Source organism: Sphingobium sp. CR2-8, from assembly GCF_035818615.1.
Taxonomy (GTDB): Bacteria; Pseudomonadota; Alphaproteobacteria; order Sphingomonadales; family Sphingomonadaceae; genus Sphingobium.
On the sequence record NZ_JAYKZY010000002.1, the window covers coordinates 748394 to 762042 of the forward strand.

At 64.4% G+C, this 13649-nt stretch carries 12 protein-coding genes and 1 pseudogene; 9 read left to right on the forward strand and 4 right to left on the reverse strand.

The annotated features are described in order from the left end of the window. The first annotated feature begins 217 nt into the window (after window positions 1–217). Window positions 218–996: pseudogene (locus U5A82_RS07550) on the forward strand (Mrp/NBP35 family ATP-binding protein). Here U5A82_RS07550 and U5A82_RS07555 read toward each other — a convergent pair. Continuing rightward, the gene (locus U5A82_RS07555; RefSeq protein ID WP_326289865.1) at window positions 997–1455 is read right to left on the reverse strand and encodes a GNAT family N-acetyltransferase; all 459 of its coding nucleotides are present in this window, start codon (window positions 1453–1455) and stop codon (window positions 997–999) included. Window positions 1456–1542: 87 nt separating this feature from the next. Between U5A82_RS07555 and U5A82_RS07560 the strand changes: the two genes are divergently transcribed. The 8 genes from U5A82_RS07560 to U5A82_RS07595 all read left to right on the forward strand — a co-directional run bounded on the left by U5A82_RS07560 (window position 1543) and on the right by U5A82_RS07595 (window position 10620). After that, entirely contained in the window at window positions 1543–1977 is a 435-nt protein-coding gene (locus U5A82_RS07560) for a CoA-binding protein (protein ID WP_326289867.1), read from the forward strand. A 38-nt stretch (window positions 1978–2015) separates the two neighbouring features. Continuing rightward, entirely contained in the window at window positions 2016–4283 is a 2268-nt protein-coding gene (locus U5A82_RS07565; protein WP_326289868.1) for a xanthine dehydrogenase family protein molybdopterin-binding subunit, read from the forward strand. Continuing rightward, a complete protein-coding gene (gene hemH / locus U5A82_RS07570; RefSeq protein ID WP_326289870.1) occupies window positions 4280–5278 on the forward strand; it encodes a ferrochelatase in 999 nt (332 codons plus the stop codon). Before U5A82_RS07565 ends, hemH begins: the two co-directional genes overlap by 4 nt. Before the next feature lie 28 nt (window positions 5279–5306). Beyond that, on the forward strand, window positions 5307–6029 hold the full coding sequence (gene phbB, locus U5A82_RS07575) for an acetoacetyl-CoA reductase (protein WP_326289871.1): 723 nt from the start codon (window positions 5307–5309) through the stop codon (window positions 6027–6029). Further along, window positions 6029–6316, forward strand: coding sequence for a ribbon-helix-helix domain-containing protein (locus tag U5A82_RS07580; protein WP_326289873.1), 288 nt, complete (start codon window positions 6029–6031; stop codon window positions 6314–6316). Before phbB ends, U5A82_RS07580 begins: the two co-directional genes overlap by 1 nt. 88 nt (window positions 6317–6404) lie before the next feature. Then, the gene (locus tag U5A82_RS07585; protein WP_326289874.1) at window positions 6405–8963 is read left to right on the forward strand and encodes a TonB-dependent receptor; all 2559 of its coding nucleotides are present in this window, start codon (window positions 6405–6407) and stop codon (window positions 8961–8963) included. A 174-nt stretch (window positions 8964–9137) separates the two neighbouring features. After that, entirely contained in the window at window positions 9138–9920 is a 783-nt protein-coding gene (locus U5A82_RS07590) for an energy transducer TonB (protein WP_326289876.1), read from the forward strand. Window positions 9921–9936: 16 nt separating this feature from the next. Beyond that, window positions 9937–10620: a Fe2+-dependent dioxygenase gene (locus U5A82_RS07595; protein WP_326289878.1), complete on the forward strand. Its 684-nt coding sequence runs from the start codon at window positions 9937–9939 to the stop codon at window positions 10618–10620. Window positions 10621–11034: 414 nt separating this feature from the next. On the opposite strand, the gene U5A82_RS07600 is transcribed toward U5A82_RS07595, so the two are convergent. The 3 genes from U5A82_RS07600 to U5A82_RS07610 form a co-directional block, all read right to left on the reverse strand. Continuing rightward, the gene (locus tag U5A82_RS07600; RefSeq protein ID WP_326289880.1) at window positions 11035–11709 is read right to left on the reverse strand and encodes a hypothetical protein; all 675 of its coding nucleotides are present in this window, start codon (window positions 11707–11709) and stop codon (window positions 11035–11037) included. Window positions 11710–11765: 56 nt separating this feature from the next. Then, on the reverse strand, window positions 11766–12632 hold the full coding sequence (locus U5A82_RS07605; protein WP_326289882.1) for an FAD:protein FMN transferase: 867 nt from the start codon (window positions 12630–12632) through the stop codon (window positions 11766–11768). A gap of 110 nt (window positions 12633–12742) precedes the next feature. Then, window positions 12743–13636, reverse strand: coding sequence for a DUF4198 domain-containing protein (locus U5A82_RS07610; protein ID WP_326289883.1), 894 nt, complete (start codon window positions 13634–13636; stop codon window positions 12743–12745). Window positions 13637–13649: the final 13 nt, after the last annotated feature.

Here is a 13649-nt window from a genome sequence, read left to right on the forward strand (position 1 = left end):
TTTCCTACAGGGCGTCGTCATGACCGATCTTGCCGATTTCACCGCCCGTCTGACCGCCCTGACCGACGGTCGCGCCAGCGCCCCGCGCGTCAAGGACGGGGTGATGACCATCGCCCTCGACGTGGGCGGCCTGTCCGCGGAGCAGCGGGACGGCCTGGCCGCTGCGATCCGCGAAGGCGGGCTGACCGTGCCGGACGTCACCGATGTCCGAATAGCGATGACCGCCGAGCGCGGCCCCCAAAAAAAGCCGCTGCGCATCCTGGCCGTCGCGTCCGGCAAGGGCGGGGTGGGCAAGTCGACCCTGTCGGCCAATCTCGCCGTCGCGCTGCATCGGCTGGGGGTCAAGGTCGGGCTGGTCGACGCCGACATATACGGCCCGTCGCAGGCCAAGCTGATGGCGAGCGAGGACCAGAAGCCGATCGCGCGCGACAAGAAGCTGGTGCCCGTGACCGGTCCGCTCGGCATTCCCATGCTGTCGATGGCGCATCTGGTGGAACCGGGCAAGGCGCTGGCCTGGCGCGGGCCGATGGTGGGCAATGCGCTCACCCAGTTGATCGACGCGGAATGGGGCGATGCCGAATTGCTGGTGGTCGATATGCCGCCCGGCACTGGCGACATCCAGCTGACGATGGTGCAGAAGCACAAGCCTGCCGGTGCTGTCATCGTGTCCACGCCGCAGGATCTGGCGCTGATCGACGCGACGCGCGCCGTCAGCCTCTTTGCCCAGGCGGGCGTGCCGATGGTCGGGCTGGTGGAAAATATGGCGGGCTATGCCTGCCCCCATTGCGGCGAAATCTCCGATCCCTTCGGCCAAGGCGGCGCGGAAAGCGCGGCGGGCGACATGGCGATGCCCTTCCTCGGCCGCATTCCGCTGGCGATCGACATCCGCCGGCGCTCCGACGCGGGCGATCCCCCGGCGGCGGGGAGGGCGTCCATGCCGACGCCTTCCGCGCCATTGCGCAAAAGGTGGCCGACTGGCTCGAACGGACGGCCTGACTATAGCGTCCGATGCAGAAACTGACTGAACCCGTTGTCTGCATAGTCGCCGAAGGCATCGCCATCGACGAACCCCTGCGCGCGATACAGGGCCAGCGCCGGTTCGAATGCCGCGCCCCGGCCTGTTTCCAGGCTCAGCCGCACCATGCCCTGCGCACGGGCAGTGGCGATGATGTGCCGCAATAGCGCCGCCGCCACGCCTTTGCGCAGATGATCGGGATGGGTCCGCATCGACTTGATCTCGCCTTGGTCGGCACTGATCGTGCGCAGCGCGCCGACGCCCGCGACAGTCATGCCGTCCCAGAGCGTCCACACACTGATGTCGGGCGATTGCAGGCCCGAGAGGTCGAGAGCGAACACGGCGTCGGCGGGTGAATGGGCGTGCATGCCGGACAGATGCAGCGCCAACAGCGCGCGGGTCTGCGGGTCGGTCAGGTCGTCGGGGCGAATCTGGAACATCGCCTGAGCCTATAGCGCGGGCATCGCCAGGGGAACGCCTTGCGTCCGCCCGCGTCTTCCCCATCTCGACTGTGAAGGAGATACGCCATGCCGCTCACCGACCCGCAGGATATCGCCGCCTTGCTTGGCGAAACCCGCACCATCGCGCTGGTCGGCATATCCGATCGCCCTGATCGCCCCAGCTATCGCGTGATGCAATTTCTTCAGGATCATGGCTATCGCGTGCTGCCGGTCAATCCGCAGATAGCGGGCGAACATGTCCATGGCGAGTTCGTCTGGGGCCGCCTGTCCGACATCGGCATACCGATCGACCTGGTCGATATTTTTCGCCGCAGCGAGGCGGCGGGCGAAGCGGTGGATGACGCCATCGCCGTTGGCGCAAAGGCGGTCTGGATGCAATTGGGCGTCATAAATGACGCCGCCGCAGCTCGCGCGGAAGCGGCGGGGCTCAAGGTCGTGATGGATCGCTGCCCCGCAATCGAGATTCCCCGGCTCGGGCTTCCGCCGATCGTGGCGGATTGACCCTAGGCAGCGCGCCTTCGCGCCTCTATCAGACAGGCATGGCGCGCACCATGCGGAAGCAATCCCGACAAGGCAAAGGCATCGACCGGCGCAGGCTCCTCATCGGCGGCGGCGTGGCGGCGGGGCTGCTGGTCGCCTGGGGCGTCTGGCCGCGCAGCTATCAACCCAATCTCAATGCCGGTCCCGGCGAAACCATCGTCAACGCCTTCCTGAAAATCGACGCGACGGGCCAGATCATCGTCGTCGTGCCGCAGACCGAAATGGGGCAGGGCGTCACCACCGTCCTGCCGCAGATATTGGCGGACGAACTCGGCGCGGACTGGCGCACGGTCGCGGTGCAGAGCGCGCCGATCAGCCCGCTCTATGCCAACAGCCTGCTGGCGCGCGAATGGCTGGCCAGCGACTGGACGCGGCTGCTGGGGGACGCGGGCGACTGGGCGATCAACCAATATGCGACGCGCGGCGCGCTGATGCTGACCGGCGGCGGCACATCCATCCCCATGTTCCACGACGCCTATCGTGACGCCGGGGCGGCGGCCCGCGTCCTGCTGTGTAAGGCGGCGGCGGCGCGCTGGGCGATACCCTGGGAAAGTTGCGACATCGCAGACGGCGTCATTTCCGATGGCGCCGCCCGCCGCATGAAGATCGGCGATGTGGTGGCGGAGGCCGCGCAATTCGACCTACCCGCCATCCTGCCCTATCGGCAGGGGCAGGACGGTCGCTTGTCGGGGCAGGACCTCCCCCGCCTCGATACCCCGTCCAAGATCGATGGCAGCCATAATTTCGCCGCCGACATTCGCCTGCCCGACATGGTCTATGCCTCGATCCGTCAGGGACCGATCGGTGATGTCCTGCTGGCGGGTCTCGATGAACGCGGCGCCAGCGGGGTCACCGGCTACCTGAAGCTGGTACGGCAGGACCGCTGGGTCGCGGCGGTCGCCAGCAACTGGTGGGCGGCGAACAAGGCGCTCGACCTTGCGGACCCTGTGTTCACTTTGCGCAGCGATCCGGTCAGCAGCGGCGGCATCGAAGACGCGCTGGAAAAAGCGTTCGAAGGATCGGCCGGTCGCCGTCTCTATGCGCAGGGCGACCTGGCGCCGGTGTTCGACGGCGCGACCATTCTGGCCAGCGAATATCAGGTCGATCCGGGCCTTCACCTGGCGCTCGAACCGCCCTGCGCGACGGCGCGCGTGACGGACGACGGCGCTGAAATCTGGATGGCGACGCAGGCCCCCGGCCTCGCCCGCGCGGCGATCGCCGATGCGCTGGGCCTGTCGGAAGGCGCGGTGGCGCTGTATCCGCTTCACGCAGGCGGTTCCTTCGGGCGCAAGATGGACTGGGACGTGGGCGTGCAAGCTGCGCTGCTGGCGCGCGAAATGAAACGCCCGGTGCAGCTGCTCTGGTCGCGGCTGGAGGATATCATTCACGACCGCCCCAGCGCCCCCGCCCATGCCCGTATGGCCGCCAAGCTCAGCCGCAACGGCGCGATCGAAGGCTGGTCGGCCAAGGTCGCCGCGCCCTGCGCCATGACCCAGACCTGGGCGCGCATTGCCGACGGGAAATTGCCCCATGAAGCATCGGCCGACGCAGCGGACAGGGCGACCCGGCTGGCCGTGGCGGGCATGGCTCCACCCTATGCCATCCCCAACTGGGCGGTCGATCATTTCCCGACCGATGTCGGCCTGCCGCTCGGCTTTATGCGCGGAAACGCGCATCTCCATGGCGCTTTCTTCACCGAAAGCTTCATGGATGAACTCGCGCATCTGGCCGGGATAGAGGCGATGTCCTTCCGCATCCAGATGCTGGGCGGCAATCCGCGCCTCGCCCATTGCCTGTCCACTGCCGCTGCGATGGGGGGATGGCAGGGTGGCATAGCGGGCAGCGGACAGGGCATCGCCGCGCACATGATGGATGGCGGCTATGCGGCCGTCCTTGTGGAAGCAGCCATGAATGGCGAAAAGCTGAGCGTCAACCGCATCGTCGCGGCGGTCGATGTCGGCGATCAGGTCAACCCCGACATCGCCCGGCAGCAGGTGGAAAGCGGCCTCATCTACGGCCTGGCCTATGCCATGGGCGCGTCGGTTCCCTATGAACGCGGCCTGCCCACGCGCGCGATTCTCGGCCGCATGAACCTGCCGCGCCTTGCCGATATCGGCGAAGTCACGGTGGAACTGATGCGCAGTACCGCCGAACCTGCGGGCGTCAGCGATCTCGCTGCGCCGCTCGTCGCCCCCGCCATCGCTAACGCCCTCTATACATGGACGGGCCAGCGCATGCGCAGCCTGCCACTCGTAGGAACCGCATGAACAAGCCCGCCGATCATCCCGTCCTTCCCGCGCCCAAGGTCGGCGTGCTGCTGATCAATCTCGGCACGCCGGACGCCCCTGACCCGGCGTCCGTGCGCCGTTATCTGGCGGAATTTCTGTCGGATCGTCGTGTGGTGGAAATCCCGCAACTGCTTTGGCAGCCGATCCTGCGCGGCGCGATCCTGACCACCCGGCCGAAGAAATCCGCCCATGCCTATCAACAGGTCTGGACTCCCGAAGGGTCGCCGCTGGCCGTCCACACCCGTGCGGCCGCGCATGCGCTGCAAGAGGCGATGCCGCATGTCGTCGTCGACTGGGCGATGCGCTACGGCAATCCGGCGATAGCGGACAGGCTTGCCGCCATGAAGCAGCAAGGATGCGAGCGCATATTGCTGGCGCCGCTCTATCCCCAATATAGCGCCGCGACGACCGCGACCGCCCATGACGCCGCCTTCGCCGCGCTGGCGGCGATGCGCTGGCAGCCCGCCATCCGCACCCTGCCGCCCTATCATGACGACCCGGCCTATATTGCGGCGCTCAAGGCGTCGATCGAACGCCATGTCGCCGCGCTGGACTTCGTGCCCGATGCGCTGCTCGTCAGCTTCCACGGCATGCCCGAACGCACCCTGCGGCTGGGCGACCCCTATCATTGCCAGGCGGTCAAGACCACTCGACTGCTGCGCGAAGCCCTGTCGCTACCGATCCATATAAGCTTCCAATCCCGGTTCGGCCGCGCCAAATGGCTCGAACCGGAAACGGAGGCGACACTTACCAGATTGGTAAATGAAGATGTCCGCAAAGTTGCTGTCGTAACACCCGGATTCGCGGCGGATTGTCTTGAAACTCTAGAGGAAATCGCATTGCGCGCGAAAGAGGTTTTTTTGGCCAGAGGTGGCGAAAAATTTGCCTGTTTGCCCTGTTTAAATGCGTCGGCCGAAGCTATCATCCTTTATCGCAGGCTTATGAGCCGTGAGCTTTCGGGTTGGATAGACTGACCCCCCGTTACAGGAAGAGGATAGACGGATGTCGAGAATAGCGATCGTAACGGGCGGAACGCGTGGCATTGGCGAGGCGATCAGCCTGGCGCTGCAAGACTTGGGTTATACCGTCGCCGCCAACTATGCGGGTAATGAGGAAAAGGCGAAGGCCTTCACTGAAAAGACCGGCATCGCGACCTTCAAATGGGATGTCGGCGATCATCAGGCATGTCTCGACGGTGTGGAGCAGGTGACGCAGGCGCTTGGTCCGGTGGATATCGTCGTCAACAATGCGGGCATCACGCGCGACGGCGTGTTGGCGAAGATGAGCTTCGACGACTGGAATGAAGTGATGCGCATCAACTTGGGCGGGTGCTTCAACATGTCCAAGGCCACGTTCGGCGGGATGCGGGAACGCGGCTGGGGCCGGATCGTCAATATCGGCTCGATCAACGGACAGGCCGGCCAATATGGTCAGGTGAACTATGCCGCCGCCAAGTCCGGAATCCACGGCTTTACCAAGGCCCTGGCGCAGGAAGGGGCGAAGGCCGGCATCACCGTCAACGCGATCGCACCGGGATATATCGATACAGACATGGTCGCGGCCGTGCCCGCGTCGGTGCTGGAAAAGATCGTCGCGAAGATCCCGGTCGGCCGCCTCGGCCAGGCCAGCGAAATCGCACGCGGCGTCGCCTTTCTCTGTAGCGAAGAAGGCGGCTTCGTGACTGGCAGCACGCTGTCGATCAACGGCGGGCAGCACATGTATTGATGCGCCAGGGCGACCCTGACGATGGCCCGTCCGGGCCGGAAGGGTCGCCCTTCGCTCCGCCGATCAAGCGGAGCGTGACGATTGCGGGGCACCAGACCGCGATCAGTCTGGAGCCCATTTTCTGGGACGCTTTGCGCGCCCAGGCCGCCCACCGACATCTGCCCCTCAACGCTCTCGTCGCGCGTATCGATGCCGCGCGGCTGGCGGCGACGCAGCCGCCCAATCTGGCCAGTGCGATACGAAGCTGGCTATTCCAGCAACAAATCTGCGACAAAGGCAATAATTAGTCGCAATAGCGTTGACTCTGCGAAGGACTCGCAATAGCAGGCCTCCTGACAATTAGGGGGTTCTGAACATATGTCGAAATCCGGAAACATGACGTCATTCCTCGCGCTCGGCTGCGTCGGTGCGATGGCATTTGCCGCGGGCGCTCAGGCGCAGGATACGGCGCAGGGGGCACGACTGGGCGGCATGACCGTTACCGACACCGCGCTCGATGAACCGACGATCAAGGTGGAAAAGGCGGAATCGCCCAAATATACCCGCCCGCTGCTTGATACGCCCCAGACGATCACCGTCATCGGCAAGGAAACGATTCAGCAGCAAAATCTGCTGACTCTGCGGGACGTCCTGTCCACGGTTCCCGGCATCACCTTCGGCGCGGGCGAGGGCGGTTTCGGCTATGGCGATCGCATAATCCTGCGCGGCCAGGACGCCAAGAACGATGTCACCATCGACGGCGTACGGTCGGGCGCGTTCCTCAACCGCAATGAAGTCTACAATATCGAGCAGGTCGAAGTCACTAACGGCGCCAATTCCGTCATGAACGGCGGCGGTTCGGTTGCGGGCACGATCAACCTCGTCACCAAGCGTCCGCTGGCCGATAGTCAGACGATCCTCAATGCAGGGATCGGCACCGACCAATATTACCGCGCCACGATCGACACCAACCAGCGGATCAACGACCTGATCGCGGTGCGCCTGAACGCCGTCTATCACAAGAATGACGTGCCCGGCCGCGACGTGGAATTTTACGAACGCTACGGCTTCGCCCCGGCGATCACCATCGGCATCGACAGCTCCACCAGCCTGACCGTGCAGGGCGAATATCTGCACGACGACGCCATGCCGCAATATGGCCTGCGCTATTATCCGCGCGAAGGCGGCTTCCTGAAGAAGTTCGATCGCGAAGGCTATTATGGCTTTGCCAATCTGGACCAACAGAACAGCAAGACCCGTTCGCTCCAGGCGATCTTCAGCCATGCGTTCAGCGATACGGTCAAGATCCGCAACCTGACCCGCTACGAACATATCCGCCAGAATACCGTGACCAGCCAGCCGACGGGCACCTTCTGCCTGGCGTCGACCGGTCTGCAGCCGCCGGACGTCAACACGGGTGTTGCCGCGCCTTGCACCACGACCATATATTCCAATAATGTTGGCCAGACGTTGAATATACCGGCTGGCTATTATCTTCCGACCGGCGGACGTGCCACGGCGCGTCACATGACCAACGAGACCGCATATAATCAGGTTGATCTTAGCGCGGACTTTCAGACCGCGGGTATCGGTCACACATTGGTGATCGGTGTGTCTGCGCTGTGGGAACGCTATGAACAGCAGCAGGGCAATATCAATCGCTCGGCGAACGGCTTCGATCCTTATGCCGCACCCTTTACGACCCAGACGACGAATGGCGTGACGCGCATCATCGCCAATCCGGCCTATAGCGCAGCGACAAGCCTTGGCTTTTACAATCCGCTCGTCAGCATATCCGATCCGGGCAGCATCATCACTGGCCCCGCTGCCTCAACGGGCCAGGCCAGGGTGTATGGCAGCAATGCCTATGTCGGTCCGGTCAATTTCATCCGTGGCAGCGCCGCGATTGGCGAACAGACAAGCTACGCGGCCTATCTGTTCGACACGATCAAGTTCAGCGACTTCTTTGAAATCAACGGCGGCGTCCGTTATGAAAATGTGAAGGGAAGCAGCCGCACCATCACCTATAATACGACCGGGGGTTCTCCTCTCCTCGGCCAGCCCACGGCCGTCGCAAGCTTGCCCGGCACCGACGACAATCTCTTCTCTTACCGCGTCGGCGCGGTGGTGAAGCCGACGCCGGACACCAGCTTCTATGTCGCCTTTGGTAACTCGAAACTGCCATCCAAGGCGTCGGTCGATGGCAGCTGCACCGCGGACAATGCGGCCGGTGGCAGCGGCACCTGCAATGTGCGCCCCGAAACCACCAAAAATTACGAGATCGGCGCCAAGGCGGACCTGTTCGAGAAGAAACTGCTGTTGACGCTCGCCGCGTTCCGCAACGATCGCAACCAGATCAAGGTCATATCGGGCGATCCGTTACTGCCGGACCAGGCGACGGACGGCCATCAGCGGGTGGAGGGCATCTCCTTCGGCGCGTCGGGCAACATCACCAGCAACTGGACGATTTCCGCCAACTATATGTATCTCAAGTCGGATATCAAACAGGGCGTGTCCGATTATTGCCTCGCCAATCCCGGCACGACCGATCCGGCGGCGGGGGCATGCGCCAACAGCGCGGCCTTCCTCGATCCGACGGCGGGCTATGCGCTCACCAACACGCCCAAACATTCGGGCAGCCTGTTCACGACCTACCGCTTCGCTTTCGGTCTGGAGCTGGGCTATGGGCTGACCTATCAGGGCAAATTCCTGCTGAACCAGCCTTCGTTGGCGCAGTTGGTGGCTGGCACCTATGTCGGCTATCATGTGCCGAGCTACACCATCCATCGCCTGATGGTGAACTACCCGATCACGCCGAACCTCAAGGCGCAGGTCAATGTGCAGAACTTCACGAACGAGAAATATGTGACCACGGTCCGCAATGCCGTTGCGGGCAGCTGGGCGCAGCCGGCGCCGACGCGGTCGGCGGTGTTCAGCCTGAACTACAGCTTCTGATCTACCGCGCCCCGGCATGTCCCGGCCGGGGCGCAAAGGGGCGGGCGGCGATGTCACAGGCCTTGTGGCCATCTCCTCGGGTCGCCGCCCGCCCAAATTTTTCCGATATGTTTCCAGGACGCAATTGATTCGCATTAGTCTTCGCGTTATGGGCGCAGAGAGGGAGGCGCTTCCATGCTGCATGCCGCGAGCCAGCCGATCGACGATCAGACGACCATAGCGGAGCCGGACTTCGACGCCACGGTCGCTTCCGTGCCCGTCGTCCCTTCCTCGCCCACGGCGTCCGGTCCTGTCGGCCCACATCGCTACGGCGCGCGCCGCCGTCCCAACATTACCGCCATCGTCGCGATCCTTGTCGTCCACGCGCTCGCGATCGGCGCGCTCATCCAGGTGCGCAACCATGTGCAGCGGGCGGACGTTGCGAAGCTGACCGTGGTGAACCTGTCGCCACCACCACCGCCGCCCCCAGCGGCGGAAACCCCGCCACCGCCGCCCTCCGCCCCCCAGGTCGTCGCGCCGCCGCCGATCGTGCAGACGCCTGCGCCGCCGGTGCCGGTGCAGACATCGCCCGAACCCGTTGCCGTGCCCACGCCCGCACCGACCATGGTGGTCGCGCCCGGACCCGTCACATCCGTGGCCGCCCCGCCAGCCCCGCCCAGCATGGTGCAGGGCGGCGACCTCGGCACCCAGATGGTCGCGGGCAAGCCGCCCCGCTATCCGGTCGAAAGCCGCCGCAAGCATGAACAGGGGACGGTGGTGCTGACCATCACCCTGTCCGTCGATGGCGGCGTCGAAAGCATCACCGTCAGCCAGAGCAGCGGTTCGCCCCGGCTGGACGATGCCGCGCGCGACGCGGTGAAGGGGTGGCGATGGAAGCCGACAATTCGCGGCGGGCAACCGGTGCGGGTCAGGGGCGTGGTCGAAATTCCTTTCATCCTGCGGACCCAGGCCGCCTGACGGACACGCCTTTTCCATGTTGATCGCCATACCCGACCTGATCGACGCTGCGGGCATCGCCGCCATCCGTGCGGTCATCGACGCGGCCGACTGGGTCGATGGCAATGTCACGTCCGGCCACCAGTCGGCGCTTGCCAAGCGCAACCTGCAATTGGCCGAAGACAGCGACGCGGCCAAGCAGGCGGGACAGATGGTGCTCGACGCGCTGGGACGGTCGCCACTCTTCATCGCCGCCGCGTTGCCGCTCAAGATTTTCCCGCCCCTGTTCAACAGCTATGCCGGTGGCCAGAATTTCGGCGTCCATGTCGACAATGCCGTGCGCATCCAGGCGGGGACCGGATTTCGCGTGCGATCCGACCTGTCGATCACGATCTTCCTTGAGGAACCTGACGCCTATGATGGCGGCGAGTTGACGGTGGAAACGCATTTCGGGGTGCAGCAGGTGAAGCTGCCTGCGGGCCATGCGGTGCTCTATCCGTCCTCTTCGTTGCACCGGGTCGAGCCGGTGACGCGGGGGCGGCGGGTGGCGAGCTTCTTCTGGCTCCAGTCGATGATCCGCGACGACAGCGCGCGGCAATTGCTGTTCGATCTCGACCGCAGCGTGCAGGGCGTGGCCGCCGCCATGGGGCAGGGCCATGACGAGGTGATCCGGCTGACCGGCGTCTATCATAATCTGCTGCGCCGCTGGGCCGACGCCTGAGCCAAGCCCGTAGCGCCAGGGTCACGGTTTCGTCCTCCTGCGAAGTTCACACCGTCGTCGGGTCTGTCGGCGCGCTTTTGCGGCCAAAGCGCCTGCGAAGCGCGCCTGAAGCGCCACCAACGCGACGATGACGCGCCACCCGGGTCACGGCCAAGCGCCTGCGACGCGTCGATCGCGCGACAGTGACGCGACGAGCAGGTCACGGGTCGGTGCGATTGCAGGGGCCGCGCGGGAGGGTGATGGCGTGTCATCCGACAGGATAGATCAGAGATTATCCAACATTGGAAGGATGAGTGAGCGGCAAGCGACCCATCTTTTTCGCAAAGGGAAGATCGGCGGGTGTCGACCATTTTACGTCAGCGGAAATGATCCCTGCATATGCCTAGAGCCGACATTCGCCCAATTTAAGAAAGTTTATGGGTTTTCATGAAGTGCCCTGCCTAGCTCGCGGGCAAGCAGTGGAGCATCCGGGTCATTTTTTGTCGCTGCTAATCGCGCCCGTTCCGCTTCCACGGCTTTTCGACGCTTCATGCCCGGCAAAGCCGCGATTTTGACGTATATTTTGACAGCCTTCACCCAAAGAGCATCGGACGATGGCACATCCTCCAATGCCCTCGAAAATGGCGGTGCGTTAACGACATATGTACTACCTTCTTTCTTCAGGAAGGTTACAACGAGCATGCCATTCTTGAAAACCTGACGGTTACATCCGCCTGAAAACACATCGGGATTTGGCTCTTCCAAATTGCGAGGATTACTTGCGACCGCTTTCCATCGACGGCTTGATATAGCGCCATATTCATAAGATATTTGTTGAGGCAGTAGGTCTCCCTTGAGAAGCGCAATTGGCGTTAGCGACGCGTGTCGAAAGCCAAATTCAGAATTAACCGCTCCCGCTTTGACTTTTGCCAAAACAATTGCGTCCGAGCCTTCCACCAGTTGCAAAGTGGTGGGGACACGATAGCCGCTAACTACTGAGCATGCCTGTGCAGTTGAGGGCGTCGTTCCAAGAAACACGGCTATGATAGTTGGCTTCCACATGAGCCGATGATGGCGAGCAACCAATACTTTGGCAACGTCGGCTATCATTTTGATTGCGGCAAAAACCAGACAGTCTGGAAACCACCCCCCAACCACTCCTCCCCTCACTCCAGCATCGCGGCCAGCGCAGGCGTCATATATTCCTGCGCGCCGGTGTCCGTGCGCATCACGAGGCGCGCGGCGAGGCCGTGTCGGGTCGCGAGGTGCATGCCGCGATCCGGGCCCATCACGGTGATCGCCGTAGCCCATGCGTCGGCCAGCATCGCCTGATCGTGCAGCACCGTGACCGATGCGACGCCCGCCGCGATCGGGGCGCCGGTGGCGGGGTCGATGCTGTGCGACAGGCGCGCGCCGTCCTGAAACCGGAAGCGGCGATAGTCGCCCGACGTGGCGATGGCGCAGTTGCAGAGCGCCACGCGCAGGGTCGGTACGGCCAGGTCCGGCGGCGCGTCGACATCGACCCACCAGGGCTGGATGTCGGGCTTGACCCCTTCGCCGCGCAGTTCGCCGCCGATCTCGATCAGGAAATTCGCGACGCCGCGCGCACGGAGCGCCGTGGCGACGGCATCGACGGCAAAGCCCTTGGCAATGCCCGAGAAATCCAGCGCCACGTCGGCGCGGCGACGGGCGCGCTTGCCTTCGACGTCGATATGGGTCCAGGGCGCGCCCGGCATGGCGGTCGATGCGGGCTGGAGGGCGGGGCCGAAGCCCCAACGGTCGACCAGCCGCCCGATGGCAGGATCGAAGGCCCCGCCCGACAGCCGGGCCATGTCCAGCCCCGCATGCAGCACCGCCAGCATGTCGCCGGGCAGGACCATCCATTCGCCCAGCGGGGCACGGTTGAAGCGGCTGATGGCGGAGTCCGCTTCCCAATGGCTCATCTGCTCAATGACGCGCGCCAGCACCTCTTCGATCGCCGCGTCGCAGCCATCGGGCGGATCGACGATCTGCGCCGACCAGCTGGTTCCCATCGTCGGGCCGCCAAATGTGACGATAGCGCCCCTGCGCTGTCGTCCGACAAAGGCGTCGGGCGACAGGCCGGGCGCTATCGCGATGCGGATGCCGTGCGGGGCAGGCTGTATCAGGGCGCCAGCACTTCCAGCGTCGTGATGTAGGCGGCGCGGCGCTGCGGCGGGCCAGCGGGGGCCTGCGGGCGCGGGGCGGGCGGTGCGCCTGCGCCCGGACCGGCTTCGCCACCTGAGCCACCCGGTCCACCGGGACCGCCTTCCCGACCGCCGCCGACGCTGGCGTTCAGCCAATACATGCCCGGCTGCGGCCAGGTGATGGCGACCTTGCCATCCTTGTCGGCGACCAGGTCGATCTGGCCCAGCGCGTCGCGATAGCGGATGCCGCCGGGAATGACCGTGACCTTCAGGCCTGCGGCGGGCTTGCCATCCAGCAGGAACTGGAAATTCGCCGCTTCGCCCGACACCAGGTCGTTGGGATGGGTGACGGGGACCAGTTCGATGCCGCTGCCGGTGGGTTTGAAGAGCGTGGTGGTCGGCGCGCCCAGCGTCACGAAAATCTCGTTGCGGCTGGACATTTCGGCGGTGCGCACGTCGGTCGCGCCCGCGGGGATGACGCTGGCCAGCTTGTCCTTGGTCGTGCCGCGCGGCAGGCGTTCCTGCTTGCCGTTCAGCATGTAGCTGCCCATCACGCCGGTCGAAACATTGGCAATGCGATAGGTGCCGGGCTTCGTCAGATGCACGTCGAAGGTCGAGCGATAGCGGCCCTTGGCGGCATTCTCGATCTTACCGGCCGCGCCGTCCGGCTCGGTCACGACGATATTGTCCGTGCCCATGGGGAAATGTTCGAAGTAGAAGACGTCGTTGGAAATGGCGGCGTCCACCGTAACCCAGCTGTCGGTGCCCGACAGGGTGGTGGAGGAGGGCAGCATCCATTGCCGGTGGGCCTGCGCGGTGGCAGGCAGCATCAGCGCGGCGAGCGCGCCCGCGATCAGAAACTTGGTTTTCATGGCTGTATCCCCT

What these genes read in the sequence shown, in the direction of transcription:
- U5A82_RS07555 (WP_326289865.1), bottom strand. Translation starts at nt 1,455, where the DNA reads ATGTTCCAGATTCGCCCCGACGACCTGACCGACCCGCAGACCCGCGCG.
- U5A82_RS07560 (WP_326289867.1), top strand. Translation starts at nt 1,543, where the DNA reads ATGCCGCTCACCGACCCGCAGGATATCGCCGCCTTGCTTGGCGAAACC.
- U5A82_RS07565 (WP_326289868.1), top strand. Translation starts at nt 2,016, where the DNA reads ATGGCGCGCACCATGCGGAAGCAATCCCGACAAGGCAAAGGCATCGAC.
- hemH (WP_326289870.1), top strand. Translation starts at nt 4,280, where the DNA reads ATGAACAAGCCCGCCGATCATCCCGTCCTTCCCGCGCCCAAGGTCGGC.
- phbB (WP_326289871.1), top strand. Translation starts at nt 5,307, where the DNA reads ATGTCGAGAATAGCGATCGTAACGGGCGGAACGCGTGGCATTGGCGAG.
- U5A82_RS07580 (WP_326289873.1), top strand. Translation starts at nt 6,029, where the DNA reads ATGCGCCAGGGCGACCCTGACGATGGCCCGTCCGGGCCGGAAGGGTCG.
- U5A82_RS07585 (WP_326289874.1), top strand. Translation starts at nt 6,405, where the DNA reads ATGACGTCATTCCTCGCGCTCGGCTGCGTCGGTGCGATGGCATTTGCC.
- U5A82_RS07590 (WP_326289876.1), top strand. Translation starts at nt 9,138, where the DNA reads ATGCTGCATGCCGCGAGCCAGCCGATCGACGATCAGACGACCATAGCG.
- U5A82_RS07595 (WP_326289878.1), top strand. Translation starts at nt 9,937, where the DNA reads ATGTTGATCGCCATACCCGACCTGATCGACGCTGCGGGCATCGCCGCC.
- U5A82_RS07600 (WP_326289880.1), bottom strand. Translation starts at nt 11,709, where the DNA reads ATGATAGCCGACGTTGCCAAAGTATTGGTTGCTCGCCATCATCGGCTC.
- U5A82_RS07605 (WP_326289882.1), bottom strand. Translation starts at nt 12,632, where the DNA reads ATGGGAACCAGCTGGTCGGCGCAGATCGTCGATCCGCCCGATGGCTGC.
- U5A82_RS07610 (WP_326289883.1), bottom strand. Translation starts at nt 13,636, where the DNA reads ATGAAAACCAAGTTTCTGATCGCGGGCGCGCTCGCCGCGCTGATGCTG.